Source organism: Streptococcus sp. K0074 (assembly GCF_048843365.1).
Lineage (GTDB): Bacteria > Bacillota > Bacilli > Lactobacillales > Streptococcaceae > Streptococcus > Streptococcus mitis_BM.
On sequence record NZ_CP184836.1, the window covers coordinates 34,018 to 59,158 of the forward strand.

30 protein-coding genes are annotated in these 25,141 nt (G+C 40.2%); 5 read left to right on the forward strand and 25 right to left on the reverse strand.

What is annotated here, in order from left to right:
* From ACN076_RS00210 to tgt, 17 genes are all read right to left on the reverse strand, one after another.
* Complete coding sequence (locus tag ACN076_RS00210; protein ID WP_420789949.1) at positions 1 to 825, reverse strand: membrane protein insertase YidC; 825 nt, start codon at positions 823 to 825, stop codon at positions 1 to 3.
* Positions 800 to 1,171, reverse strand: a complete 372-nt coding sequence (rnpA, locus tag ACN076_RS00215; protein WP_000739245.1) for a ribonuclease P protein component — start codon at positions 1,169 to 1,171, stop codon at positions 800 to 802. The genes ACN076_RS00210 and rnpA overlap by 26 nt, the downstream gene beginning before the upstream one ends.
* 149 nt (positions 1,172 to 1,320) lie before the next feature.
* Positions 1,321 to 2,511: an acetate kinase gene (locus tag ACN076_RS00220; protein WP_049521853.1), complete on the reverse strand. Its 1,191-nt coding sequence runs from the start codon at positions 2,509 to 2,511 to the stop codon at positions 1,321 to 1,323.
* 50 nt (positions 2,512 to 2,561) lie between these two features.
* Complete coding sequence (locus tag ACN076_RS00225; protein ID WP_420789950.1) at positions 2,562 to 3,515, reverse strand: class I SAM-dependent methyltransferase; 954 nt, start codon at positions 3,513 to 3,515, stop codon at positions 2,562 to 2,564.
* A 60-nt stretch (positions 3,516 to 3,575) separates the two neighbouring features.
* Positions 3,576 to 4,163, reverse strand: coding sequence for a class I SAM-dependent methyltransferase (locus ACN076_RS00230; protein ID WP_194250511.1), 588 nt, complete (start codon positions 4,161 to 4,163; stop codon positions 3,576 to 3,578).
* Between the two features lie 32 nt (positions 4,164 to 4,195).
* Positions 4,196 to 4,609 (reverse strand): competence type IV pilus minor pilin ComGG, encoded by a 414-nt coding sequence (comGG, locus tag ACN076_RS00235; protein WP_203176437.1) that lies wholly within the window; start codon positions 4,607 to 4,609, stop codon positions 4,196 to 4,198.
* Positions 4,587 to 5,048 (reverse strand): competence type IV pilus minor pilin ComGF, encoded by a 462-nt coding sequence (gene comGF / locus ACN076_RS00240; RefSeq protein WP_061457600.1) that lies wholly within the window; start codon positions 5,046 to 5,048, stop codon positions 4,587 to 4,589. Before comGF ends, comGG begins: the two co-directional genes overlap by 23 nt.
* The gene (gene comGE / locus ACN076_RS00245; protein WP_000413380.1) at positions 5,011 to 5,313 is read right to left on the reverse strand and encodes a competence type IV pilus minor pilin ComGE; all 303 of its coding nucleotides are present in this window, start codon (positions 5,311 to 5,313) and stop codon (positions 5,011 to 5,013) included. Before comGE ends, comGF begins: the two co-directional genes overlap by 38 nt.
* Complete coding sequence (comGD, locus tag ACN076_RS00250) at positions 5,276 to 5,710, reverse strand: competence type IV pilus minor pilin ComGD (RefSeq protein WP_194250512.1); 435 nt, start codon at positions 5,708 to 5,710, stop codon at positions 5,276 to 5,278. Before comGD ends, comGE begins: the two co-directional genes overlap by 38 nt.
* Positions 5,673 to 5,996 carry a comG operon protein ComGC gene (comGC, locus tag ACN076_RS00255; RefSeq protein WP_000738641.1) on the reverse strand — a complete coding sequence of 108 codons (324 nt, stop codon included), beginning with the start codon at positions 5,994 to 5,996 and terminating at the stop codon, positions 5,673 to 5,675. The genes comGD and comGC overlap by 38 nt, the downstream gene beginning before the upstream one ends.
* Before the next feature lies 1 nt (position 5,997).
* Entirely contained in the window at positions 5,998 to 7,041 is a 1,044-nt protein-coding gene (comGB, locus tag ACN076_RS00260) for a competence type IV pilus assembly protein ComGB (RefSeq protein ID WP_153193868.1), read from the reverse strand.
* The gene (gene comGA, locus ACN076_RS00265; RefSeq protein WP_420789951.1) at positions 6,962 to 7,903 is read right to left on the reverse strand and encodes a competence type IV pilus ATPase ComGA; all 942 of its coding nucleotides are present in this window, start codon (positions 7,901 to 7,903) and stop codon (positions 6,962 to 6,964) included. Before comGA ends, comGB begins: the two co-directional genes overlap by 80 nt.
* 76 nt (positions 7,904 to 7,979) lie before the next feature.
* On the reverse strand, positions 7,980 to 8,345 hold the full coding sequence (locus ACN076_RS00270) for a DUF1033 family protein (protein ID WP_000286413.1): 366 nt from the start codon (positions 8,343 to 8,345) through the stop codon (positions 7,980 to 7,982).
* 150 nt (positions 8,346 to 8,495) lie between these two features.
* Positions 8,496 to 9,554, reverse strand: coding sequence for a zinc-dependent alcohol dehydrogenase family protein (locus tag ACN076_RS00275; protein ID WP_153193870.1), 1,059 nt, complete (start codon positions 9,552 to 9,554; stop codon positions 8,496 to 8,498).
* A gap of 161 nt (positions 9,555 to 9,715) precedes the next feature.
* A complete protein-coding gene (gene nagA, locus ACN076_RS00280) occupies positions 9,716 to 10,867 on the reverse strand; it encodes an N-acetylglucosamine-6-phosphate deacetylase (RefSeq protein WP_153193871.1) in 1,152 nt (383 codons plus the stop codon).
* Between the two features lie 151 nt (positions 10,868 to 11,018).
* Positions 11,019 to 12,836 carry an acyltransferase family protein gene (locus ACN076_RS00285; RefSeq protein WP_420789952.1) on the reverse strand — a complete coding sequence of 606 codons (1,818 nt, stop codon included), beginning with the start codon at positions 12,834 to 12,836 and terminating at the stop codon, positions 11,019 to 11,021.
* Positions 12,837 to 12,936: 100 nt separating this feature from the next.
* A complete protein-coding gene (gene tgt, locus ACN076_RS00290; RefSeq protein WP_001285237.1) occupies positions 12,937 to 14,079 on the reverse strand; it encodes a tRNA guanosine(34) transglycosylase Tgt in 1,143 nt (380 codons plus the stop codon).
* 350 nt (positions 14,080 to 14,429) lie between these two features.
* Here tgt and ACN076_RS00295 point away from each other — a divergent pair, with 350 nt between their 5' ends.
* From ACN076_RS00295 to ACN076_RS00315, 5 genes are all read left to right on the forward strand, one after another.
* Entirely contained in the window at positions 14,430 to 14,798 is a 369-nt protein-coding gene (locus tag ACN076_RS00295) for a helix-turn-helix domain-containing protein (RefSeq protein WP_153193873.1), read from the forward strand.
* Complete coding sequence (locus ACN076_RS00300) at positions 14,798 to 15,031, forward strand: hypothetical protein (RefSeq protein WP_049512785.1); 234 nt, start codon at positions 14,798 to 14,800, stop codon at positions 15,029 to 15,031. The genes ACN076_RS00295 and ACN076_RS00300 overlap by 1 nt, the downstream gene beginning before the upstream one ends.
* Positions 15,031 to 15,294, forward strand: coding sequence for a type II toxin-antitoxin system RelE family toxin (locus tag ACN076_RS00305; RefSeq protein WP_153193874.1), 264 nt, complete (start codon positions 15,031 to 15,033; stop codon positions 15,292 to 15,294). The genes ACN076_RS00300 and ACN076_RS00305 overlap by 1 nt, the downstream gene beginning before the upstream one ends.
* Positions 15,295 to 15,418: 124 nt before the next feature.
* A complete protein-coding gene (locus ACN076_RS00310; protein WP_420790239.1) occupies positions 15,419 to 15,805 on the forward strand; it encodes a tyrosine-type recombinase/integrase in 387 nt (128 codons plus the stop codon).
* 106 nt (positions 15,806 to 15,911) lie between these two features.
* Positions 15,912 to 16,769 carry a DUF975 family protein gene (locus ACN076_RS00315; RefSeq protein WP_420789953.1) on the forward strand — a complete coding sequence of 286 codons (858 nt, stop codon included), beginning with the start codon at positions 15,912 to 15,914 and terminating at the stop codon, positions 16,767 to 16,769.
* 25 nt (positions 16,770 to 16,794) lie between these two features.
* Here the strand turns inward: ACN076_RS00315 and pcp are convergent, their stop codons facing one another.
* From pcp to ACN076_RS00355, 8 genes are all read right to left on the reverse strand, one after another.
* On the reverse strand, positions 16,795 to 17,439 hold the full coding sequence (gene pcp, locus ACN076_RS00320; protein ID WP_000866923.1) for a pyroglutamyl-peptidase I: 645 nt from the start codon (positions 17,437 to 17,439) through the stop codon (positions 16,795 to 16,797).
* Between the two features lie 112 nt (positions 17,440 to 17,551).
* Positions 17,552 to 17,914 (reverse strand): DUF1304 domain-containing protein, encoded by a 363-nt coding sequence (locus ACN076_RS00325; protein WP_061087522.1) that lies wholly within the window; start codon positions 17,912 to 17,914, stop codon positions 17,552 to 17,554.
* Positions 17,915 to 17,924: 10 nt separating this feature from the next.
* On the reverse strand, positions 17,925 to 18,350 hold the full coding sequence (locus ACN076_RS00330; protein ID WP_194250513.1) for a MarR family winged helix-turn-helix transcriptional regulator: 426 nt from the start codon (positions 18,348 to 18,350) through the stop codon (positions 17,925 to 17,927).
* A gap of 318 nt (positions 18,351 to 18,668) precedes the next feature.
* Positions 18,669 to 19,871, reverse strand: a complete 1,203-nt coding sequence (locus ACN076_RS00335) for a LysM peptidoglycan-binding domain-containing protein (RefSeq protein WP_261030567.1) — start codon at positions 19,869 to 19,871, stop codon at positions 18,669 to 18,671.
* A 162-nt stretch (positions 19,872 to 20,033) separates the two neighbouring features.
* On the reverse strand, positions 20,034 to 20,657 hold the full coding sequence (locus ACN076_RS00340) for an HAD family hydrolase (protein ID WP_153226713.1): 624 nt from the start codon (positions 20,655 to 20,657) through the stop codon (positions 20,034 to 20,036).
* 3 nt (positions 20,658 to 20,660) lie between these two features.
* On the reverse strand, positions 20,661 to 21,941 hold the full coding sequence (locus ACN076_RS00345; RefSeq protein WP_153226714.1) for an MATE family efflux transporter: 1,281 nt from the start codon (positions 21,939 to 21,941) through the stop codon (positions 20,661 to 20,663).
* A 60-nt stretch (positions 21,942 to 22,001) separates the two neighbouring features.
* Positions 22,002 to 23,486, reverse strand: a complete 1,485-nt coding sequence (thrC, locus tag ACN076_RS00350; RefSeq protein WP_261219567.1) for a threonine synthase — start codon at positions 23,484 to 23,486, stop codon at positions 22,002 to 22,004.
* Between the two features lie 75 nt (positions 23,487 to 23,561).
* A complete protein-coding gene (locus ACN076_RS00355; RefSeq protein ID WP_420789954.1) occupies positions 23,562 to 24,839 on the reverse strand; it encodes a gamma-glutamylcysteine synthetase in 1,278 nt (425 codons plus the stop codon).
* Positions 24,840 to 25,141: the final 302 nt, after the last annotated feature.

Consider the following 25,141-nt stretch of genomic DNA (forward strand, 5'->3'; position numbering starts at 1 on the left):
TTATTTCGTTTTCTGAGCCTTTTTCTTGGCTTTTCTTTTTCTATTTTCCAAATCTTTCTGTGCCTGTACTACCGCCTCGCGTTCTGCGATAATCTTAAATGGATTGTTCAAGAAATAGGTTTGCAAGACTTGATAGGCATTGGACACTGCCCAGTAGAGCGCTACTCCGCTCGGAGCATAGACTCCAAAGACAAAGATCAAGACTGGAATCCCATACATCATCGCAGTCGTAGCTCCATTACGCTCAGACAAGGCTTTATTGGACAACCAAGTACTTAAAAAGGTAAATACTGCTGCTAAAATCGGAAGAACAAGGGTCGTATCCACACCACCAAGGTTAATCCATAAGAAATGACCTGTCTTTAAAAAGTCAACTCTTGATAGAGCTTGGAACAAGGCCAAGATAACCGGCATCTGAATCAAAATCGGCCAAAGAGAATCTGAATGTCTGACCCCCATTTCTTTAAAGACTTTACGCATTTCTTGCTCTAGCTTGGTTCTACTTTCCATATCTCGACCTGGATATTGTTCTCGAAGCGCCTTAATGCGTGGTTGAGCTTCTTGCATTTTTCTAGAAGCTACCATTTGCACTTGGAAGACTGGCAAGAGAACTGTACGAATCAAGACCGTAAAGAGGATAATCCCCACTCCGATACTGATATCAAACGATAAAAAGCGAATGATTTCCGCAAAGAAGTAAACAAATTTACTCCAAAAATCAGCCGAATCGGCTGTAATATCGCTAGTTGTCCCATTTGTTGCACAGGCTGTCATGATCAATAGGGACAGTCCTAGCAAACTAGTCAACTGTAGTTTCTTTTTCACTCCCATTTCCTTCCTGGTAAATCTTTGATAATTTTAATACGTGGAGTAGATTTTTCTCCATCTCTGCGTATCCCAAGGTTTCGACTCCTTTTCGAGCAATGACAACAAAGTCGACATCTTCTACCAGACTCCCTTTTGCATTCTGGATAATATGTCGAATTCGTCGCTTAATTTGATTTCTAGTGACGGCATTCCCTAGTTTTTTGCTAACTGATAGACCTACTCGAAAATGGTTTTTCTGATTTTCTAATTGGTAGACAACAAATTTGCGATTGGCAAAACTTGTCCCCTCCTTGAAAATCGCCTTAAAATCTTTCTCTCTTTTTACACGAAAGTTTTTCTTCAAAACTCAACTCCATCTATTAAATTACTACTATTATACCATATTTTTCAAAAAAGCCAATCATAGCAAGGTTTTGCACAATTTCATCAGAAAAAGAAGCTGGAAAAATCTCTTTCCCAACTCCTTGTACTAAATATTTTTTCTAGTTTTACTTATTTTTTCAAGCGTTCAACGTCACGGGCAATGACCAATTCTTCATCAGTTGGAATAACCAATACACGGATCTTCGCTGCCTCTGTTGAGATGTCTCCTGTCACACCAAAGACGTTCTTTTCTGGGTCAACATCACAACCAAACCAAGAGATACCTGAGATAACATCTTCACGCACATTTGCAGCATTTTCACCGATACCTGCAGTAAAGATAATAGCATCTGCTCCATTTAAGACTGCAAGGTATTGACCGATATGTTTTTGGATACGGTCAACATACATTTCATAGGCTAAAGTGGCATCGTGGTCCCCTTCTTCCATAGCAGCAATCACATCGCGCATATCACTAGATTTGCCTGAAACACCCATAAGCCCTGATTCACGATTAAGGACGTGACTAATATCCTCAGGCGTGTTAAAGTCCTCTGTATATTGCATTAAATAAGGAATGATAGCTGGGTCAATATCCCCTGTACGAGTTCCCATCATCACACCACCAAGTGGAGTGAATCCCATTGAAGTATCGACAGATTGACCACCCTTAACAGCTGTAATAGAAGCACCATTACCGATGTGGCAAGTAATCAATTTCAAGTCTTCTAATGGACGTCCCAAAAGTTTTGCGGCTTCTCCTGCTACAAACTGGTGACTTGTACCGTGGGCACCATATTTACGAACCTTGTTTTCTGTGTAATATTTTGTTGGGAGAGGGTAGCGATAAGCTTTCTCTGGCATACTTGTGTGGAATGAAGTATCAAAAACAACTACACTGGTAATGTCTGGCAACAACTCCTTGAAGGCACGAACACCTGCTGCATTGGCTGGATTGTGGAGAGGAGCCAACAAGCTCAACTCTTCAACTTTTTCTAAAACATCTCCCTCAACGACTGTTGATTCTTTGAAATATTCTCCACCTGCAACAACACGGTGTCCAACACCTGTAATCTCATCATAAGCCTTGATAATATCGAAACGAATCAAGTCATCCAATAAGATTTTAACAGCTTGTGTATGATTTTCGATATCCAAAATTTGTTGCTCAGAACGACCATCAAATTTTACAGTTGAAATTGAATCTTTCAAACCGATACGTTCAATCAAACCTTTCGCCAATACTTTTTCTTCTGGCATTAAGTATAATTGCCATTTCAAACTTGAACTTCCCGCATTGATTGCAATTGTTTTTGTCATAACATGATACCCCTTTTTAAGCGTTTTCATCTATTATAACAAAATCTATTTTATATTTCAGTACCTTGAGTCCATTTTTGAAAATTTTCTTTAAATTTCATTAAAACACTTGCATCCTGCAAGCTAGCAAGTGGATAAACAAAAGGCTCAACTGCTATTTCACTTTTCTTCTGTAAGATAAAAATAGTCTTAGATTGTTTGGCATTAGCAAAGAGATTTTCAGGCAGACTAATCATAGCAGTCAGACTTGCCTCCTCTTTCAACCAGCCTTTCAACAAATCACTTTGAGGACTGGTCAACAAATCACTCGGAGCTAGAAAAATAGCGTATCCGTCTGACTTGAGATACTTAATCCCTTGTTCCATGAGCAAGTGATGAGCGTAAGTATGTTCGTGACTAGAAGCAACTTGATGGCGCGACGCAACGGCATCATCAGGATAATAACCGACAGGCAAGTCGCTAATGACCACGTCACTTTCTTTGAGCATTTGTGGACGAACGGCATCTCCTTGGACAAAGCCAGCCTGCAAACCAATCACATCTGCCATACTAGCCGCCAAATCAATCAGCAAATCATCCACTTCCATTCCCAAGTAATCCACTTTTTTAGCAAGCGAGGTCAAGAAAGTAGCCCCCAGAATTCCCATGCCAGAACCCATTTCGAGGATAGTGATTTCCTCCTCTTTAAACAGCTCTTCCACAATAAACACCAAAAGCAAAGCAATAGCATCCGGTGTAAACTGGTGATTGGCCTGCAAGGGTTCTGTTTGCCCAGCCTTCATCAAGAGAAACTGGTAGGTCTTGAGCCATTCTTCTTTGCGTAGTGCTAGACGCTTAAGGGCTTGATTGTTCTCTCGGACCTGTTCTAGCTCAGTTTCACCATCCAGATAGATGCTATTTTGCTCCACCAAAGCGTCATAAAAGTTGGTTGCCAAATCACTTTGGATGACTTGGACATTCTCTAGTAAATACGTATAAGCTTGTTCAATTTTTTCAAAATCCATATTCCTATCTTATCAAATTTCCCTTCTTTTTTCCATCCTTATAGAAAAATCACTCCCTGACTAGGCGAGTGATTTTTGGGCTACTGTAAAAAAGAGTTCTGAGTAATTTCCTTGAAACAGGTCTTCAGCGCTATAGAGGATCTGACTATGCACAGATGAAAAACCGTGCTGAATTAGCTTGTTTTCCAGTTCAGGCAATTCAAATCCATGATGGTTAGCTTCTGTCTTGGTAAAATCAGCAAGTAGGAGTTGTCCATCTTCCTTCAAATGTTGATGAAACAGTGAGCGAGCCGCATCCAAATCAGGCATATGATGAAGAACCCGACAAACAACAATGAGATCAAACTCTTTCTCCAAGGGTTTTTCCAGTAAATCTTGGTCCAAAAACTGGATATTCTTGATGTCTTGCTGCTCCGCTTTCAAGCGAGCTTGCTCCAGCATTCTCTCCGAAATATCCACCAATGTTACAGATTTAGCCTGCTTGGCTAGGGGCAAGGCTAATAGACCCGTCCCTCCACCGAAATCCAAAATTTCTTTGTCTGATAGAAGATCAATCTGTTTCTCGACTGCTTGACAAACCAAGTTTGCAAGGAAGATATTTTTAGGGGAATCAAAAGTTTCTGCTTTGTGGTTAAAATCATGTTTCATATCTTTAGTTTAGCACAAAGTAGCTTGGTTGGCTAGGAATTCTCTTTCTTTTCAGGCTTCTTTTCTGATTTTTTCTTCTCCACTTCTTCACTTGAACTAGTCGCTACCTCTTCCTTTTTATCCGTTTTCTCTTCTTTGATTTTGATTGAAGGAAACACAAACTCATATTGGCTCTTAGGCGTACGAACCGTCGTCACCAAGCTTGTTTTCTTATTTTGATAGCTCACCTGACCTAGATTAAAGGTCTGTTCCCCACTTTCCTTATCAACCTTATCTTTGGTTCGCTTGGCCATAGCAAAAGCAACCAACTTTTCTTTATTTAAAGCGTAGTCTTGATGGTGGGCGACTTGTCGGTTCAAGTAAAATTGTAACAAAAGACTAAAGATGGCTGCTATGGTGACCGCATAGAGGAGAACACCTGCCTTAACTTTTTTCTTTTTCCACACGATAGATGAACTCCCTTTCTAAGCCTTTTTGGAACTGGAAACGAAAGCGCACCAGTTGATTGTCCTCTGTAATCTGCGCGGATTTAAGCCCATAAATCATAGGCTGATAACCCCGTCCACTGGCATCGGTTTTCCGAAAATCATCCGATTTTGACTTACCTATAGCGATATCCTTACCATCCTGCTTCATATAGAGGCGGTTGCCCTCCACTTTTTCGAACTGCGAACGGTCTAATTCTGCCTCCAACTGGTCCACAAACAAGAGCCACTCTTTTTGTTCGCTTTGTTGCTGGTAGCGAACTTCTGAAATGAGGAGCTGACTCATGGCTTGAAAGAGGAGTAAGCTTCCACTGATGACAATGAGGGCAATCAGGGATTCCAACAAGGTAAAAGCCTTGACCTTATGGCTCTTTGATAGCCAACAACTGTTCTGAACCATGGTAAACCTCCAATCCCTTTTCACTAGAAAACACCTGAATCTCCACTCCGTTTATGTTTACCTGATTTTGACCTGTCTGCAGAGCCATCTTAGCTACACGCAAGACTTCTTCCTTTTGCAAGATTTTTGCTTCTTCTTGTCTATTTTTCTGAATTTGTCCCAAAAGGAGGGTTGCTATGCTGGCAAAGATAGCTAGAGCAACTACTGCTTCTAGTAAAATTACTGCCCTAATTTTTTGTTTCCTTAATGCGTTTAATTTTTCCATTTCCTAGATATAATTGATAACGAATCGCTCCTCTGCTGGTCTGAAATTCAACCTTAGCCAGGGACGAATTGCCCCCAGCTCGGTCAAATGTGATACTTTGTCCTGATGGTGCCTGAATTCCTTTAGGAACTGTCAACTTTTGACTGCCATTGCTAATCGTCTGCCCATCTAAGTTTAGACTAGTCTTTTGCTGACTGGCTACACTGCGTTTTTGGGTTTCCCGATAGAGTTCTTCAAATTCCATAAAGAAAATCTGCTCCTCTACCGCCGCAAAAGTGGACTGGACAGAGCCAGATAAGCCCAAGGCAAGGATACTCACAAGACCCAAAACCAAGAGACTTTCCAGCATGGTAAAGGCCTTAATCTGCAACGGTTTGACTGGTATTTTGTTTAGCATGGTATTCTTTATAAGCTTTAGCCTGTTCTTCTGTGATTCGCCCATCTGCTTGTAACTTACTTAGGCTAGCATCTTCATTTTTATCTAAGCTATAAAGCTCTGCCTGGCTTTCCACCACCTTAACAACAGCAGCTTTTCCTTTGTCATTGACCGCCTCTTTTTGCTTGGTCAAATTAGGTACAAAGAGCAAGAGAAGCACGCTGATGATTAAAAGGACCACTAACATCTCCACAAGTGTAAAAGCTTTAACCTTAGCTTTTTTCAAGAATGTCATCATTTTTTTCATGTTAAAAATTTACCTCCATATTTTGATACATGGGCATGAGCATTGCCGCATAAAGTAAAACGATAATCAGTGCCACAAAGATAAAAACCAGTGGCTGCACCAAATTCATGGTGCGGTTAACTCGGGTAAAAAAGGCTTCCCAAGTTTTTTCAGCATAGATTTCCAACTCACTCCCCAGCTTGGACTTGACTTCACCATACTCGATGATGAGACTCAACTCTTTTTTAAAGAAAGGATAGGTTGCTATGGTTTGAGAAAATTCGCGGCCATTTTGTAGGGATTGAGCTAAATCTTGACCGATTTCTTTAAAGAGCTGGGAACCTTGTTCCTGCATGATTTGAAAAATCTGCGTCAGCTCCATTCCCTGCGAAATCATATTACCCCATTCACGCGCATAATAAGCTGTCAGATAAGTCTGCACAAAGATTCCAAGAAAAGGAATGCGTGCTAAGATAGAAAAGACGCGCATCTTAGAACTTCTTTTATAAAAAGTGAGTGCTAAAAGGACAAGTATGGAAACAAATCCTACCATTCCTAGAAAGATTTGTGGCAGATTTCCGATAATTTGGGTGGCAATATTACTACTATCCAGTTGTGGTAGTAGGTAGCTACGTAGCCCCAGCATAATTAAGAGAAGAAATCCCAGTAAAATCAAAGGATAGGTCGCTACTTCAATTAATTTTTTCTTGACCTTGGCCAGATTGTCTAGATATTCTTCTATCTTTCCCAAACTCAAGTGGAGATTTCCATGGACTTCCGCTAGGGATAACTGAGTGACAATGGCACTTGAAAATCCCAAACTAGCCATCATTTCTGAGAATGATTTCCCCTGAGACAAGCCCGTGCGCATCTGGGTCACGCACTGCTTGTCCAACAAAGCACTCCTATCTAAAAAGGAGATAGTCTCCACCAGATGAAAACCGCTGGAAAAGAGATTGTTAAACAGGGTGATGATATTTTTTTGCTTAGCTGTAGCTAATTTTTTCCGTTTCAGCCTGAAGGCTTGTGATATGTCCGTCTTTAAGAAGCTGGTCAATCTGTTCATTCCAACTAGTTGGCTGGTGTTCTTGGTAGTCTTTGTTTGCAAAGTCAACGATTCCTCCTCCCCCTATTAATCTATGGTAGCAGACTCCTTGCAGAACGACTGCCAATTCCTCCTCACTCACACCCAACTCCAGTAGGCGCTCATAAACACCTCGAATACTCTTGGCGTGAATGGTTGAAAAGACTGTCGCACCTGTCAAACTGGCTCTGACCACTGCACGCGCCGTCTCGCTGTCCCGAATTTCTCCGATAATCAGGAGATCTGGCCGATGCCGTAGGGAAAGCTTGATGAGATTTTCATAGGTAAGTCCGATCGCTTCATTCAACTGTAATTGGAGCATGTTGTCCTGCTTGATTTCGACAGGATCTTCGATAGACATGACTTGCTGTCCTTTAAAGAGGAACTTGGCCAATTCGTGCATCAGGGTTGTCTTGCCACTTCCGACTGGACCAGCAAAAAGATAGAGTCCCCGTTGCCTGTACTGCTTACCCAGTTCTCCAATATCCTGAAACCAAAAATGTAAATCTTGCTCCTCATCGTGCAACAAGCGAATGACTAAACTCTCATGCCCTCTATAATCGCCTACAGTAGACAAACGTAGGGACGCCATCTTCTGGTCATATTCATAATCACAGGAACCAAGTTGACTACGTCTCTTTTCTCCCACATTCATACCCGCCACAAACTTGAAATGACTGATGACAGCCGCAAATTTTTCAAAGTCATAACAACCGATTTTACAACGCTCGTCTCCTATTCTCATATGAATCTCATAGGCGTCGAGCTTAGGGACAAAATAAATATCCTGCGCCCCTTTTTTCCGAGCCGACCGAATGATTTCTTGTGCAATTTCTTGAACCATACTTACCTCCTCACCTATACTATTCGCAAAGATTTGGAAAAAATAAAAAGCAACTCCAAAAAAAGTTACTTTTTCTCTATTTTAATTTCATACGGCAAGAACGGTGCCTTTCCTTACCTGTTTGTTTTTCATAGCCTGGGCGTAGTTTTTCATCTGGAATAACCTGCTCATCCTGCAAAAGAGCCAAAGAATGGTATTGTTGTAAATACTCATCACATTCATCACACCAGCGTTGGTCTTCTGGATCCCAAAAAATGGTCATCAAATCACTTCTACTTTTATAAAGAGGGGATTCTTGTTCCAATCTAAACCAGCAAGTTTTGTAGTATTTGAGAGCATCATAATACTGGTCAAATTTTCTACTTGCTACAATATCTTCTTCCCAACCTTCTAAGAACCACCACGGTTCAAAATCTCCGTACATTTCTATAACACGATACATATTCATTCATTCCTTTGTACCGTATATTATAACTAATTCCGCTAGACAAGGAAAGAAATATGCTCATTTCTTAATTTCTTGATAAAAAATCCAGCCATCTGATGGATGACTGAATTTCTATTTGCTTGTATTCCAAAATATTTTTACTACCTAGACTTCTGAGATATCGTTTTCGATAATGACCTTAATTGCATGGTGGTCTGCTGCCTTACTGAAGACTTCGTAGGCTTTTTCAATTTCACTGAGTTTGAAATAGTGAGTTACCAATTTTTCTGGTTCAATCTTATGACTTTCAAGTGCTTTCAACAATTGTGGAGTTGTATTTGTAGATACCAAACCAGTTGTTACATTAATGTTGCGAATCCAAAGTTTGTCCAAATCGAATTCGACTGGTTTACCATGTACACCACAGTTAGCAACTGTTCCGTCTACACCGATAATCTTTTGACAGAAATCAAATGTTGCAGGAATACCAACAGCTTCAATAGCTACGTCTACACCACGACCACCTGTCAAATCATAAATTTCTTTAATGGCTTTTTCAGGGTCTGAAGAATTAACCTTATGAGTCGCACCAAATGATAGGGCAGTTTCCAAGCGGTTATCGTCTAGATCTACCATAATCAATTTAGCTGGTGAATAGAATTGAGCTGTCAAAAGAGCAGCCAATCCAACTGGACCTGAACCAATAATGGCTACGCTGCAACCAGGTTCTACTTTCCCTTTTAAGACACCAATTTCATATCCAGTAGGCAGAATGTCTGATAGCATAACCAAGGCTTCGTCTGACAAGTCTTCTGGAGTATGGTAAAGAGTGTTATCTGCATGAGGGACACGTAAATATTCAGCCTGCATACCATCAATCAAGTGACCGAAAATCCAGCCCCCTTCGTCTTCACAGTGGGCATAAATTCCTTTTTTACAGTAGTAGCATTTACCACAGGCACAGACACAAGAAATCAAGACCTTGTCGCCTTTTTTGAAATTAGAAACTCCTTCTCCAACTTCTTCAACAATCCCAATCCCTTCGTGACCAAGAATGGTACCACTTTGGCAAGCGGGAACATCCCCTTTGATAATATGGAGGTCTGTTCCACAAATAGTGGTTTTTACGATACGCACAATAGCGTCAGTTGGCTTGCGAATAACTGGTTTGTCTACGTCAACAAAAGAAGCAAGTCCTGGTTTAACATAAGTATAGGCTTTCATAATGTACTCCTCCGTTTTTTTATTTGTACTATTTATAATATAATTGTAAGCCTTTTCATTTGTTTATTCAAGTTTTTTTGTGATTTTTTTAACTTTTTTATTTACCGGTAAAGTAACGTAGATAAAAAAGCAGAAGCTAGTCTAACTTCTGCTTTTTTATCTTATGCTTGATAACGTTTCACACCGTCTAGGTAGGTTGCTACCAATTCCAAATCTTTATCTAATACGATAAAGTCTGCGTCGTAGCCTTCACGGATTTGACCACAGACATCGTCAATGTGAACGGATTTAGCTGGGTTGAGGCTGGCCATCATGACTGCTTCATGCGGATTCGCAATACCCCACTCGACTACATTTCTCATACCATCTTTAAGTTTGAGGATAGAACCTGCCAAATTACCAGTAGATTTGAGACGTGCAGTTCCATTTGCTACTACAACAGGGAATTCTCCCAACATATAGTCACCGTCTTCAAGCCCACCAGCTGTCATACAGTCCGTAATAAGAGCGATGTTTTCTGTCCCCTTTTGCTTAAGTAAAATCTCACAAGCTTTTGGATCTACGTGATAACCATCACAAATCAATTCTGCGTAAGTATGTGGGAGCTCATACATAGCTCCTACCATACCTAGTTCGCGGTGTGTTAAACCACGCATCCCATTATAGGCATGTACCCATACACTAGCTCCAGCATCAACTGCCTTCTTAGCTTGTTCAAATGTCGCATCTGAGTGTCCAAGTGCAACTGTCACACCTTCACCTGTAATAGTACGTACAAAATCTTCCACCCCATCACGTTCTGGTGCAATAGCGATTTTATTTAGCATCCCTTTTGCAGCATCCTGCCAAGAATGAAACTCCTCAACACCCGGGTCTCTCATATAAGTTGGATTTTGTGCCCCCTTAAAAGTTTCTGTGAAATATGGACCTTCATAATAAATCCCACGAATCTTAGCACCTGTTGCTTCTTTATAATGGTTTCCAAGATTTTCAGTGACTGCAAGCAATTGCTCATAAGTGGCTGTTAAAGTTGTGGGCAAGAAACTGGTAACACCGGTACTAAGAAGTCCTTCACTCATAGTATGCAATGTACCTTCAATATTGTTGTCCATCACATCTACACCTGCATATCCATGAATATGAGTATCCACAAGACCTGGTGCAATGCTATAACCAGTATAGTCAAGAACCTCTGCTCCTTCAGGAATTTGATCCACATGTTTCCCAAATTTGCAATCAACAAGTTCTAAGTACCCACCGCGACGAATGCCAAATGGATAGAAAAACTGATCCGCTTTAACGTAATTAGGCATAATAATGACCTCCTTAAAAGATTACTTTTGATATTTATTATGTCAATTACATTATAAACTTTTCTGATTCATTTGTAAATGGTATAGACCTATTTTCTAGAGATATTTTAAAAGAGCTGGATTTCTCCAACTCTTCTCTTTTTAATACAAGTTATTTTGATTTGACTGGCTTGTCTTGAGCTGTTTGCAAGGCTGTAGCAATGGTATCTGCATACAATTTTGCTCCTGCTTCAATTTTACTAGTGTCACTTCCGAAATGGACTTGGTCTGTTCCTGTCCAGATCTCTGGATGTTCCTTAGCAACTTGATTCCAATCAGCAATGGTGATATAAGGAGTCTTCTCTGCCAATTCTCTCATATAGGCAGCAGCCTTCTCAACGATGGCATAGGTCTCTTTTGTCTTATCTCCCTCATAAGGAGTCACCAAAACCATATGGTGGCCCTTAGGAAGATTTTTTACGATACTATCCCAGTCATCCTTGTAATTTTCAGGATTATTTACCCCTGTTGCAATGACCACCATCTTAGGTAAAAATTTATTCTGGCTATTATTTAGCATGATTTCATTGGCAGTCTTGGTTGTTCTGCTGACCTGCGCGTTAATCTGTGCTCCAGGAAGGGCTGTCTGTAGTGCTGTATTTGCCCTTAAAGCCACTGAGTCACCAATTAATATAGTGCCATCAGCAATTCCCAAACTGTTTGCATCTGCCCGTTCTGTCATCACCTTGGTTTGGCTAATATTTGTTGCAGCTTGCTTCAAACCATTGACAGTCAAGTCTGTCTCAAACGCTCCCACTTGTGGTGCCAACAAAGTCACTAAGAAGACAATGAAGGCCAAGATTCCTGTACTTGTTGCAAGAATTGCGTGAATATAAGGCAGGGGACGAATAGTTTGTAAAATAGGTGTGTTCTTGCCTGCAATCCACGGCTCCAATACATAAAATGAAAGACTGGCAAATCCATAAGAAAAAATCAAAGTCAGTAACACAGCAAAAAGATTTGATGTCAACTGTGAAAAAATAATGTAGAAAGGCCAATGGAAGAGATAAACCGCATAACTAGTATCTGCTAAAAAGCTAATCATCTTTGGCTCCTGCACGTTAGGAGTCTTTTCATGTAAGACACGCGCTGCCAGAATCATAGCAAGGGCTGCAAGGCTGGCAAGCAAGAAGCCCATAAGATAGGCAAAGAGATAGGTAAATTTGACAAAGAAGGTCAAAATGAGTAAGAAACCAAAACCTCCTGCAAAAACTAAAAGGGTCTTGCGTAAATCCCAGATTTTATCCAACTGCTTAACTAGGGAAGTCGTCTGACGAACGCCTACGATAGTTGCTAATACACTTCCCAAAAAGAATGGATAAACATGAGTTAAACTGGAGAAGTAAACAGAGGAATAAGAGGTTACTAGAAAACTACCAATAAACATGGAGAAGAAACTAATCAAGAAGGTAGCAGCTGATAAGAGAAAAACCATTCCCCTCAACTGACCATTTGATTTGGACTGTTTAGATAAGAACCAAACTGCCAATCCCCAGAGGATATAGTAGTGAACCTCAACGGCCAAGCTCCAATTATGAACAAACAAATGAGGAATGAACTGTGATTCATAACTCCCACCTGTTAGAAGTTCATAGAAGTTGGTCATGAAACCTAAAACACCCGCAATCTGACCCCCAATTCCAGCCACATAATCTTGGCGAACTAGAAAGGTAAAAGGCATGGTTACCAAGACCATCAAAACCACAGGTGGCACAATCCGATAAAAACGTCTCCTAAAAAATCCTATCAAATCAATTTCATGATTTTTAGAAAATTCTTCGATGAGTAGAGCTGTAATCAGGAAACCTGAAAATGTGAAAAAAACATCTACCCCGAAAAATCCTCCAGGAAAGATGGTCTGAAAGAAGTGATACAAGAGTACAAAAAGTAAACCTGTAATCCTAATCAAGGAAAACCATTTAATGCGCATACGAGTTTATTCTTCCTTTCATTGTACACTTTATTCTATCAAAAAAAGAAGAAAAATCCTAAGAGAAAACTTAGGATTTTTAGCTTATATCAATTCCATTTTAGAAATTACGCCCTGATTTATTATAGCCATATTTTTCCACAAAATACTCACGGAATTCCAAAAGATTGTCATCCATGATGGCTTGTCGCACTTGCTTCATCAGGTTAAGCAAGAAGTAAAGATTGTGGTAGCTAGTCAAGCGGATACCAAAGGTTTCATCGGCCTTGAGCAGGTGACGAAGGTAGGCGCGTGTGTAGTTCTTACATGTGTAGCAATCACATTCAGGATCCAGTGGTGTAAAGTCCTCAGCAAACTGAGCATTTTTGACAACCAAACGACCTTGACTGGTCATACAAGTCCCATTACGAGCGATACGAGTCGGCAAGACACAGTCAAACATATCCACCCCACGAATCACCCCATCAATCAAGCTGTCTGGCGCTCCCACACCCATCAAATAGCGAGGTTTGTTTTCAGGTAGCAGTTGAGTTGTAAAGTCCAAGACCGCATTCATCTCTTCGTGGGTTTCTCCCACTGCCAAACCACCAATAGAGTAGCCTGGGAAGTCCATGCTGACAAGGTCATGAGCCGATTGGCGGCGAAGGTCTTCAAATCCTGCCCCTTGAACAATCCCAAATAGCCCTTGGTCATGCGGACGACGGTGAGCCTTCAAACCACGCTCAGCCCAACGACTGGTACGCTCGATTGATTTCTTAACGTAGTCATAAGGCTGATAAAACTGAGGACATTCGTCAAAGGACATCATGATGTCTGAGCCCAGATTATTCTGAATAGAGATGGCTTTTTCTGGTGATAGGAACATCTTAGAACCATTGAGATGGTTTTTAAAAGTTACACCTTCTTCTGTGATATTACGGCTATCTGCTAAGGAATAAACCTGAAAACCACCACTATCTGTCAAAATAGGCTGGTCCCAATTCATGAACTTGTGGAGACCACCTGCGCGTGCGATGAGTTCATCTCCAGGGCGAAGCCAGAGATGATAGGTGTTTGATAGGATAATTCCCGAACCCATCTCCTTCAATTCTTCAGGCGACTGAGTTTTGACAGTGGCTTGAGTTCCAACTGGCATAAACATAGGCGTCGGGAAGGTGCCGTGGGGAGTGATGATTTCTCCCAGACGAGCTCCTGTGTGTTTTTCTTTCTTAATCAAACGATATTTGATTGGTGAATCTGACATTTTTTACCTCCGAAGCTGGGAAAAACAGTCCCAGTTCATACTTTGTGCCTAAGGGCATACTGTATGATTTTATCAAAAAAAGCCGGAACTGTCACGAACTATGGTGTATAATGCTTGACAAATTTAATGTATATCATTAAAATGAAAGCATAATTAAAAACTTGATAAAACATTACATCTATCAACTTATTCGCTCGCCAAAGCTATTTATTTTTAGATAAGTTTTGACTTCGTTTTTTACTAACTCATTAACTTACAAAAACTATTATAATGCCTCGAATCAACTTTTCTATTTTTTAATGAGAAATATTAAATGTTTTTGTCATATTCTCAGAAAGGTTGACAAATCAATGTTTCAGACATTTGACAGAATTAAAGAACTTGCCAAAAAGCAAGGATTTTCAATAAATTCATTGGAAGAAAAACTTGGGTACAGTAAGAATACTATTTATAATCTAAAAAATTCAAAACCATCCACTGAAAGAATTTCAGAAATCGCTGACTACTTCAATGTATCCACCGACTACCTGCTCGGACGAACAGATACCCCTGCTATCGCTGGGAGTGATGAATTTGCTCAAGTAAACGGACAAATCATAGACTTACGCAAAGCAGCAGCCAACACCATGTTATTTGACGGGAAACCACTAAATGAAGATGATATCGACTTCATTACATCCGTCCTATCCGCCCACTTCAAAAGCAAAGGAGAACGCTAATGACTATCACTATCAACTTCACAGAAAAAAATTCCTACATCACGGACTACTTAAACAAACACGGTATCGATACAACGACCATGGATTTTGACGACTTCATGGCACTCATGGAAGATATCGAAGACGCACGAGCAGCCGACCAAGCCTATATGGAGTATTTAGCCGACCCAGTTACTTATACCATGGATGAGGTCTTGGATGAACTAGGACTAACTCGAGAGGATATTGCTTAATGTATCGGCTAGATATTGATAAAAAGGCTCTCAAGCAACTTAAAAAACTAGATACCCCAACAAGAAAACAAATCCTATCCTGGCTTGCTAAAAATATTGAAAACACGACCAATCCACGACAACACGGAAAAGCACTAAAAGCCAACCTTGCAGGTTACTGGCGATACAGAGTAGAGAATTACCGTATCATCTGTGATATCCAAGACGATAAACTAGTCGCCCTAGCCGTGGAAATCGCCCACCGCAGAGATGTTTATAAATAACGAAGGAGAACTATGACACTCGCTAAACTCTGCGAAGAATATCAAGTAGAGCTTTGTCTCTTCGACGGTTCAAACTGGCACAGTTTGGCTCCTGAACAACAAATCCAAAAGAAGTAAGAGGATTATCACTTTAGACTATGAAACGCTGAATGTATTAAAACTCTGGAAACGTCAGCAAATAAAAGAATATTTCCAGGCTGGTGTGCCTTATAAGCATGATTCGAATTATATTTTTACGAACAATGGCGGGGGATGGCTTTTAGCTGCAACTATGAAAGTGAAACTTTTAAGATTCTTTCGTAAACACAATAATCTTAAAAAAATTTCGCCTCACGGGTTTAGACATACGCACGCTTCCCTCCTATTTGAAGCTGGTGTTACAGCGAAAATCATTTCAGATAGACTTGGTCATAATAATGTTCAAATCACCCTTGATATGTATACCCACATCAATGATAATCAACGTGTTGAAGTAGTTGACCAGCTCATGGATTTCATCCGCTCCAGCTAAAAGTAAAGTCGTATTCAATATCGTATTCACTTTTGGTTAACATGCTAGACGTCCACTGTTTTCAAAGGATTAGCAAGCTATGTACTATTTATGGTATAATGAGAGAATGAAATACCCAAAAATTAATTTAAAAACCGTTCGTCTGCAAGCCAGACAATTTCAGGCTGAAAATCCCCGCCTCTTTCTCGTCTATCTCTTACCTAGTATACTGGTCATCTTGTCTGGCTTCCTCAATCCCTTAGAGCGTATCAACGAGTCTATTTTAGATCAATCCTTTTTAAGCGTGCTTGGTCATGTATTCCAAGCCTATCTTTTTCCACTATTAGTCTCCTTTATCGGAGATATTCTTCTAACCAGTTCAGTCTATACAACCCTAAAACTCATCAAGAATCCAGATACAGAACTATCCGTCAAAAATAGTCTTACTCTCTTTAACGAAGCACACTTTTCACAAACCTTTTTGACTCTACTTCTCAAACGTTTCTATCTCTTTTTATGGAGCATTCCTAGTTTACTCGGAATTTACTTTCTTTTTTACAGTAGCTTTCTAGCAAAGAAATTCGTTGTCCTTCACCCTGAGTTTCCCAATCTGGATCTCACGTCAATTGAAACCGAGCGTTTCCTCATGACCTTTGGTCTTTACTTTCTAGCAAGTATACTCTTGATGATTGTCGGAAATAGTCTCTATATTCCACAATACTATGCCTATTCGCAGGTAGAATTTCTCCTCTGTGACACCCTAGATTTAGGACAAGCCAAACCAGGACAAATCCTTAAAACCAGCCGTTTCCTGATGAAAGGCTATAAATTTCAGCGCTTTATTCTAGACCTACAACTCCTCCCTTGGTACTTCCTCAATTGGATTACTTTTGGAATTGCTAGTTTCTCACTCCTACCCTACATTCAAATCAATAAAATGATTTTTTACCGAGCAGTATTGGCTCGAAAACGTCCAAAAGCTTGAAGGTTTTCCCTCAAGCTTTTTTCTATCAATGAGTTTCTCCGCCTACCAACTTGAGGTCTTGATCTCCATGTTCGATAATGGCGCCGATTGCCGCTTCTATCCCTCGCCTAATATCCACTAAACTCATAGCTGGGGTAGTCGGTCGATTCACCACCTGTTCCATCATATAAGGAATATGCATAAAACCTGCCTTAACATGTGGAAATTTCTTTTCTACCAAATAGAGGGCCTGATACATCAAATGATTGCAGACAAAAGTCCCTGCCGTATTAGAAACAGAGGCCGGCAATCCCTCTTTTTTTATAGCTTGAACCATCGCTTTAATCGGCAGACTACTAAAGTAGGCCGGAGCACCGTCTGGGCGAATGGGAAGGTCAATCGGTTGATTACCTTCGTTATCAGGAATGCGTGCATCGTCTTGATTAATGGCTACTCGCTCAGGTGTCAAGCTGGTTCTTCCACCTGCTTGGCCGATACAAAGGACAAAGTCAGGTTGATAACGACTCATCTCTTCTTCCAATACTTGGGCCGATTTGTGAAAGACTGTTGGCACTTCTAACCAACGGACCTCAGCACCATGGATTTCAGCTGGTAAACCTTTAATGGCCTCCAAAGCTGGATTGACCTTTTCCCCTCCAAAGGGCTCAAAACCTGTCACTAATACTTTCATTTCTAACTCCTCAAAACCAATTCAATGAGACTTTTTTCTTAAAAACAAGTATAACATATTTTCCTTATTCTGGAGTGAAAAGGACTAGAAAGACTAAGATTGACCTTTGAACTTATTTAAAGAGTAAAATACTAATCAAGGCCAAAATAGCTGGTCCACCTTGCTTCAAAATAATTTTCTTATCTGCTGTGAGAGAGCCATAAGCCGCAGCACCAATCACAAATAAAACAAAAATAGTCACAATTTCTAAATTCTGTGAGAAATAAATTCCATACAAGAGAAAGACTCCTAACAAAGCATTATAAATCCCTTGATTTTTAAACAATGAACTTACTGACGGACGAGCCAGTTCTTCCTTGTCCATGTTAAAGACACGACTAGTCGCATCTGATTGCGTTGCAATACTTTCCAAATAAAAAATGTAAAAATGCTCCAAAGCAACGATCGTTGCTAAAATGATTGTAATAATTGACATCTATTTCTCCTTAGATCTCTATATTCTCAATACCCAAAACCAATTTATTTAATAAACGGCTGAGTTCTGTTCTTTCAGACTCTGTTAAGATACTTTCCATCGCTTCTTTAACCTTGATATGCTTCAGAGGAGGATTCACCACTAACTGCTCCTTGGCATACTTCGTAGCCTCTACCAACACTTCTCGCTGATTTTCAGGATTACGATGACGCTCCACCAAACCTTCCTTTTCCAGAATTTTGAAATGTCGTGTCAAGGCGGCCTGATCAATCTTCAAACGCTCCTGAACCGCTATTTGATTACAAGGGGAATGCTTCAACAAAAATAATAAAATCTGATACCGTGTCAAACTAATCCCAAGTCTTTTTTCAAACAATTGCGTGCTCGCTTGCTCAGACAAGCGGAGTTGATAAAGTAAATCTTGAATCTCTAACATTTCTTCCTTCTTTCTGTTGACTTATCAATAGTTGACTAATCAAATATAATACAAAGTAAAATAAATTGCAAGAATGTTGCTTCAATCATTACAAAATGGTAACTTCCATTTTCCATCCATATTGATACTCAATGAAAATCAAAGAGCAAACTAGGAAGCTATCCGTAGGTTGCTCAAAGCACAGCTTTGAGATTGCAGATAAAACTGACGTGGTTTGAAGAGATTTTCGAAGAGTATGACAAAGAAAAAACGAACGAGACTCGCTTCCTATCACGAAAGCTAGATCTCATTCGTCAAAATGATATTACCAAGTCTGGTTTATCCATTCATTGAAACGTGAACGTGGTCATAGTGGTTTTCTGTCACACTACCACGGTCTGGCATTGGGTTCCAAGTATTAGCTGGTCCATATTTGCTATCGAATGGAGCATAGAAACGTTGTTTCCAGATAATGTAACTAATTCCACGGCTGGCCATGTTTTGAATAGCGTATTCCGCAAGCTTATCCCCTAGTTCTGAGCTTTCTGGTACCATGAAGTCGATAGCCAAACCTTTTCCGTGATCTCCACTGTCTCCTGGACGGTAACCACTAAAGGATGTGATGCCAAACAAGTTAGCAATTTCTTCTTTAAAGGCAGCTGTTTGTGGTTGAAGGCCTGCATTTTCAGATTTCGCTACCGCAAGTCCAGCATAATCGGGCGCTGCTGGAGCCGCGTAAGTTGTTGAAACTGTTTTCTTCTCTTCTAGTTGATAAGTAGAAACTGCTGGTGTAGCTTCACTTGATGCTACTTCTTTTACTTCTTCTAAACTTGTTGCAGTTGTTTCTATTGCTTTTTCTTCTACTGGAGTTGTAGTTGTTTCCACTGTTGACTCAGCCTGAGGGCTTGCTTGTGTTTCCTCTTTCTCAGCTGGAGTCGTTGCCTGAGGAGCTGCTTCTGCAACTGCATTGCTTGTTTCGGCTATTTGCTTCTCTGAAACAGAATTTCCTGTAGATGGCGCGACTTCTTCTGCAGTAGTAACTGTCTCTGCAACTTCTGAACTTGATGCCACTTCTTTTGTTCTTGTAGTTTCTACCGCTTTTGGATCTTCTGCAATCGGTTGAGAAAGATCTGCAACCTGAACAGTTTGAGCATCAACGGTCACTTGATTGGTTGTCAAATCTGCTGTCGCAGTTGTCACTTCCTCACTAGAAGCTGCTCGAGGAGTTTGGATTTCAACTTCTGTTACTTCTTCTGCTTCATTGACAGTCGTTGTCAAAACGGTTTCTGGGAAAATCAGGTCCATATTGGTGATTTTATTCAAATTCGCAAGAACTGTGACATCTACACCCAAGGCTTCTGCAATTGTGCTCAAGGTATCACCATACTGAACGGTATAACTTGTTTTGTTATCCGTTTTAGTCAAATCATTTTGGATTTGCTCAACACTACGTGCAGTCCAAAGAAGTTCTTCTGCTTGGGTTGCCAATACTGGGGCAAACGACAAGGCTACTGTTGAGGCTAATAATATTCTTTTCTTCATTCTTTCAAATTCCTTTCAAATGAGTACCTGTCTATGATAACACAAAAAATGCAGAAAAAAAGCCCTCTCGGGCCTATTTAACAGAACTGTCTATTCCTTGTAACAAACTCGGTTACTTGAAATAGTTTGTTAGGTCTCTGTCACAAAACTGACACAATCTTTTTATAGCTCAGCCTCAAAAATACGGGAAATATCTGCTAAGGCTTGAATCTTGTGATTGCCTCCATAAGACGACTCTAAAAAGTTAAGACTTTGAATCCCACTATTCTGAGCAAATTCCACATCCAGAGTCCGATCCCCTATATAATAGGTTTTCTCAGGATCCAACTGACACTTGTCTAACAGATAGGTAGCCGCTTCCGGATTAGGTTTGCGCGCAAAGCCACTCTGACTGGTTAAAATCTCTGTAAAATAAGATTCCAAACCCAAGTCTCTGAGAATGGTAAGAGCATTGTCTCCCTTATGAGTGTAAACAAACTGCTGAATTCCTGATTCCTCTGCCCAAGCTAGCACATCACGCGCACCTGGCATCAAAACTACCTGAGCATTCTTCTCAGCCAGACTCTGAGCACGCACCTGATTTAGCACTTCCACATCCAGTTTTCTCTCTTCCGCCACCTGCACAAGCAAATCCTGAACAGAATACTTGAGAATAAACTCTCTCACCTTCTCCTTATCATAATGAATAGAAAACTGACCAAAAGTCTCCTCAATCCCTGATAAAATCGCTTCATAAGAGTCCAATAAAGTCCCGTCTAAATCCCAAATAAAAGCTGTTTTTTGCATTTCCTATCCTTTCAAGCTCATATAACGCTGGTAACGGTAACGTAGAAATAACCAGCGAAAACCATTATCCAAAAGGGTTCCGGCCCAAATACCAGGCAAGCCCCAATCAAGCACAAGCCCCATCAGATATCCTGTTCCAATGCGGATACACCACATTCCTATACTTGTCGCATAAAAGGGAAGCCGAGCATTGCCCAAACCCTGCCAGACTGCTGTATAGATGACTGTTCCTATCGTCATAGGAGTACCAAGTAGTGAAAAAAGTGTCACTAGAACACTAGCCTCAACCGCTAGAGGATCAGTCGTATAGAGATGAGTCAGTGGTACTCCTAAGGCATAGATACTAAAGGTCAAGGGCAACATGAGAAAAAGAGAAAGCCAAAAGGTTTGCTTGCTCAAACTAGCTACTCTTTTCCAATTATCCTCTCCAACTGCTCGAGCTACCAGCATGACCGTTGCCGTAGCAACGCCAAAGGCAGGCATGTAGTTAAACTGGGTCAAGACTTCTCCGACTGCATTCCCAGCCACTGCCTCCGTTCCAAAAGAAACGACCAAGGCAATGATCACTACATCTCCAGCCCGCATCATAAGCCGCTCTCCAGCTGCTGGCAAAGCTAAAGTCAATAGTTCCTTATCTAAACCAAAAGTCGGTTTCTCAAAAGGCAACTTTAATTGCGACCACAAAATCACAAGACCTACCAAACGAGACAGAATTGTCCCCCAAGCAACACCAGCTATCCCCATATCCAGAACAAAAATAGCTAGACTTGAAAAAAGAATATTCAAGGCATTGGATAAAAAACTAACATAGAGAGGCAAACGTGGATTATGCGTTGCACGAATCAAGGCTCCCAGACTCGTCATCAAACCTAAGAGAACAATCGATCCTCCTACCAAAGATAGGTAGAGTCCACCACTCTCAGCTACATCTCTCTCCGTCCCCAAAAATCCTATCATCTCTTTCCCAGCGAAGATGGACAAAGCTCCTAAAAGGAAACTTAATAGTACGGTAATCTTCAACGCCTCAGTCACGTGATAGGCTAGCATAGATTGATCCTTCTGCCCCAAACTTTTTGAAATAACACTAGAAATAGCTGCCCCAAGAGCAATGAAAATCGCCTGGTAAATCGTGATAATATTGCCGGCTACTGATACACCCGAAATAGCTATCAATCCTAAATGAGCAACCAAATAACTGTCCACCATTCCCATGAGCATCTGCAAAAAGTTTTCACCCATAGCTGGCAATGCAATATTAAGAATGTCTTTATTTTTCTTAAACAATCCTTCCTCCTGATGAAAAGAAACTCAGTTGGTTTCCCAACCGAGTTTACTCCCTCTGTCTTAAAGTCCTAGATAAGCCTCAACCGCTGCTTGCATGTCAGCAGCTGCCACTGTTGTCTTGTGACGAACAGGAGCTGTTTCAAGCCCATCAACTGCTGGTGGTACTGCAACGCCTGAGATTTCATGTAATTGAGCCAAGGCTTCAAAGTCAGTCAAGCCAACTTTCCCTGTTACAGCTTCTACTGCAACTACTGGGAACTTGTATGGACTAGCTGTTGAAGCAATCACTGTCTTAGTCGCATCGCCAGTAGCCGCTTGGTATTTCTTATAAACTGTTGAGGCAACCGCCGTATGTGGATCCTCGATATAAGAATCCGACTCATAAACACGCTTGATTTCTGCCGCTGTTTCTTCCTCAGTCGCATATTCAGCTGCAAAGAGGTTAAGAATCTCTGCATCAAAGTCTGTCAACTCATATTGACCTTGCGTGTTCAAGGCATTCATAAGTTCAGCTGTTTTAACCGCATTATTACCCAAAAGATGGAAAATCAAACGCTCCAAATTTGAAGATACCAAGATATCCATAGATGGACTAGTTGTGACTTTAAACTCACGTTTCTTATCGTAAACACGTGTCTTGAAGAAGTCTGTCAAAACATTGTTGTCATTTGAAGCACAGATTAATTTGCCAACTGGTAGACCAATTTGCTTAGCATAAAAGGCAGCCAAGATATTACCAAAGTTTCCAGTTGGCACTGTGAAGTTAACCTTTTCACCAGCCACAATTTCACCAGTCTTAACCAACTGAGCATAGGCATAAATATAATAAACAATCTGTGGTACCAAACGACCAATGTTCATAGAGTTAGCTGATGAAAATTGCAACTTGTTGGCAGCCAATTTTTCACGAAGGGCTACATCGTTAAACATATGCTTCACGTTGGTTTGCGCATCGTCAAAGTTACCATCAATAGCAATAACATGAGTATTGTCGCCAGTTTGAGTGGTCATTTGCAACTCTTGTACCTTGCTGACACCATCCTTCGGATAAAAGACGATAATCTCAGTGCCAGGAACATCCGCAAACCCTGCCATAGCAGCTTTCCCAGTATCACCAGATGTCGCTGTTAAGATGACAATCTTGTTCTCCAAACCATGCTTCTTAGCAGCTGTTGTCATAAAGTATGGCAAAATAGACAAGGCCATATCCTTAAAGGCAATCGTTGAACCATGGAACAATTCCAAGTTGTATTGCCCGTCTAATTTCACTAATGGTGCGATAGCTGGAGTATCAAACTTGCTATCGTAGGCATTATTGATACAGTAGTCCAACTCCTCAGCTGTAAAGTCATCTAAAAATGCTGACAAAACTAACTTAGCAACTTCCTGATAAGAAGCATCTTTCAATTTGTCAAAGTCCAAATCTACCTTTGGATAAGTAAGCGGTGTAAACAAACCACCATCCGTTGCCAAACCTTGCAAAATTGCTTGGCTAGCAGTTACTGTATTGTTGGCATCACGCGTTGATTGATAAACTAATGTCATTACTCTCTATCCTTTATCTATAGTCTCTTCCATTATATCATGATTTTTCAGAAAATTCTCCCTTTATAAGAGAAATTATAGTCCCAATTCTTCTTTCAAAGGCTGTAAGTAGGTCATTTCTTGTTTATTTCTCATCACTAGTCCTTCCTCAGCTAGCAGGAGTAAGTCTTTGGAAAATTCAATAATCGTAGATTCTTCCTCATCTATATGCTTTTTCTTAGAAAATTGTCGTCTTAAAGACTTATAATTTCTCCCAAATGCTTTAAAGAAAGGTGCGATTTCTAAGTAAGATTCAAGTTTCTCTAAATTAACTAATAATCCCAAGTGAAAGGCGGCAGAAGCGAAAGTTCTCTCTAGAGGCTGAGTACACACACTACGAAACTCAACTGTTCCTCGAGTCGTTAAGTCTTGGTACTGATAACTACGATGAGTTTCAAAATCCTTCTCTTGGGAGTAAATAATAACCTCATCCCCATTCAGAGTAAATGCCTGGATTTCAGGCATAGCCAAATAATCCCTTGCCTGAATCGGATAAAAATAATAGGTTTGCCCATCACGTTCCGCAGTAAAAATTGCAGAATGATCTAGATAATCAAAAAAATCTTCCTCATCTTTAAAGAGTCTAGCATTGACCCCGACATTTTCTGGATAGATACCATGCATCGATTCTTCCCAGAAAATATCCCTTGCAATTTTCGTATCCCAATCCGTACCTGTAAACTCAGAGTTTGCAAATAAATAAGCCTTAACTGCTTCAATTTGGGTAAAAGCATTAATCACTCGTAAGTAGTTAGACTTTGAAACATCCAACTGAACCTGACTCCCACAAATAAACGCTCCGTATTCAGGGAAATGATGTAAATCTGATTTAGTAACATTTCTACTCAAATTCAAATAATCCATCAACATCTGATAGCGTGGATAAGCCACTGGACAATTCTCATTTTTATCCCAGTCAGGATGAATACCGCAGCCAACGATAGTATGATTGGATTCGCCTAATTTTCTCTGAATTACATCCATATAATTATTAAAACGATTTTCGACCTCCTGAATTGTTTCGGCCTTACCAAATGCAAACTCAATCGTTGTATAGGAAACTTCAAATAAAATAGCATCCTGACTTATCCGATCCACTAACTGGATAGGATTGCCAAAATCATCTACCTTTTCTACAGTGAAATCCAAAGTTGAAACTAAATATCGGAATAAGTATTTGATAACTTCAACATTTGTAGCATCCCCTTCTAAATTTGCAACAGGATATTCCAGCTCAACTCCAATAAACAATTTAGGATTTTCTTTAATATTTTTCAAATACCGATGTTTTAATAAATCGATAGAACGAGACATACTTCCCTACACTTTCATAATCTAAATAAAATTTGAATAACTATCATTATACCAAAAATAATATAAAAAAGGAACGAAGATTTACAACGTTCCTTAACTCTATACTATACCGGCGGCCGGGGTCGAACCGGCACGTCCTTGCGGACACTGGATTTTGAGTTTGGTGTTTAAGATTTTATATCTTTATAAGTCAGCATAATCAACGTTATAAAAAACCATTTTTGTTATTTAAAAAAACAATTTTTTTGTTTTTAGTAACTTTTTAGGAACTAGATTACTTTAATTCCCTTTTTTAAACGTAA

Coding starts and splice junctions, on each gene's coding strand:
- comGA (WP_420789951.1), bottom strand. CDS start 7,903: ATGGTTCAAGAAATTGCACAAGAAATCATTCGGTCGGCTCGGAAAAAA.
- ACN076_RS00315 (WP_420789953.1), top strand. CDS start 15,912: ATGAAATACCCAAAAATTAATTTAAAAACCGTTCGTCTGCAAGCCAGA.
- thrC (WP_261219567.1), bottom strand. CDS start 23,486: ATGACATTAGTTTATCAATCAACGCGTGATGCCAACAATACAGTAACT.
- ACN076_RS00340 (WP_153226713.1), bottom strand. CDS start 20,657: ATGCAAAAAACAGCTTTTATTTGGGATTTAGACGGGACTTTATTGGAC.
- ACN076_RS00220 (WP_049521853.1), bottom strand. CDS start 2,511: ATGACAAAAACAATTGCAATCAATGCGGGAAGTTCAAGTTTGAAATGG.
- ACN076_RS00275 (WP_153193870.1), bottom strand. CDS start 9,554: ATGAAAGCCTATACTTATGTTAAACCAGGACTTGCTTCTTTTGTTGAC.
- comGD (WP_194250512.1), bottom strand. CDS start 5,710: ATGCTAAACAAAATACCAGTCAAACCGTTGCAGATTAAGGCCTTTACC.
- comGC (WP_000738641.1), bottom strand. CDS start 5,996: ATGAAAAAAATGATGACATTCTTGAAAAAAGCTAAGGTTAAAGCTTTT.
- ACN076_RS00295 (WP_153193873.1), top strand. CDS start 14,430: ATGTTTCAGACATTTGACAGAATTAAAGAACTTGCCAAAAAGCAAGGA.
- ACN076_RS00230 (WP_194250511.1), bottom strand. CDS start 4,163: ATGAAACATGATTTTAACCACAAAGCAGAAACTTTTGATTCCCCTAAA.
- ACN076_RS00305 (WP_153193874.1), top strand. CDS start 15,031: ATGTATCGGCTAGATATTGATAAAAAGGCTCTCAAGCAACTTAAAAAA.
- nagA (WP_153193871.1), bottom strand. CDS start 10,867: ATGCCTAATTACGTTAAAGCGGATCAGTTTTTCTATCCATTTGGCATT.
- ACN076_RS00285 (WP_420789952.1), bottom strand. CDS start 12,836: ATGCGCATTAAATGGTTTTCCTTGATTAGGATTACAGGTTTACTTTTT.
- comGE (WP_000413380.1), bottom strand. CDS start 5,313: ATGGAAAAATTAAACGCATTAAGGAAACAAAAAATTAGGGCAGTAATT.
- tgt (WP_001285237.1), bottom strand. CDS start 14,079: ATGTCAGATTCACCAATCAAATATCGTTTGATTAAGAAAGAAAAACAC.
- ACN076_RS00325 (WP_061087522.1), bottom strand. CDS start 17,914: ATGTCAATTATTACAATCATTTTAGCAACGATCGTTGCTTTGGAGCAT.
- ACN076_RS00355 (WP_420789954.1), bottom strand. CDS start 24,839: ATGTCTCGTTCTATCGATTTATTAAAACATCGGTATTTGAAAAATATT.
- ACN076_RS00270 (WP_000286413.1), bottom strand. CDS start 8,345: ATGTATCGTGTTATAGAAATGTACGGAGATTTTGAACCGTGGTGGTTC.
- pcp (WP_000866923.1), bottom strand. CDS start 17,439: ATGAAAGTATTAGTGACAGGTTTTGAGCCCTTTGGAGGGGAAAAGGTC.
- comGB (WP_153193868.1), bottom strand. CDS start 7,041: ATGAACAGATTGACCAGCTTCTTAAAGACGGACATATCACAAGCCTTC.
- ACN076_RS00225 (WP_420789950.1), bottom strand. CDS start 3,515: ATGGATTTTGAAAAAATTGAACAAGCTTATACGTATTTACTAGAGAAT.
- ACN076_RS00300 (WP_049512785.1), top strand. CDS start 14,798: ATGACTATCACTATCAACTTCACAGAAAAAAATTCCTACATCACGGAC.
- ACN076_RS00335 (WP_261030567.1), bottom strand. CDS start 19,871: ATGAAGAAAAGAATATTATTAGCCTCAACAGTAGCCTTGTCGTTTGCC.
- ACN076_RS00330 (WP_194250513.1), bottom strand. CDS start 18,350: ATGTTAGAGATTCAAGATTTACTTTATCAACTCCGCTTGTCTGAGCAA.
- comGF (WP_061457600.1), bottom strand. CDS start 5,048: ATGGTTCAGAACAGTTGTTGGCTATCAAAGAGCCATAAGGTCAAGGCT.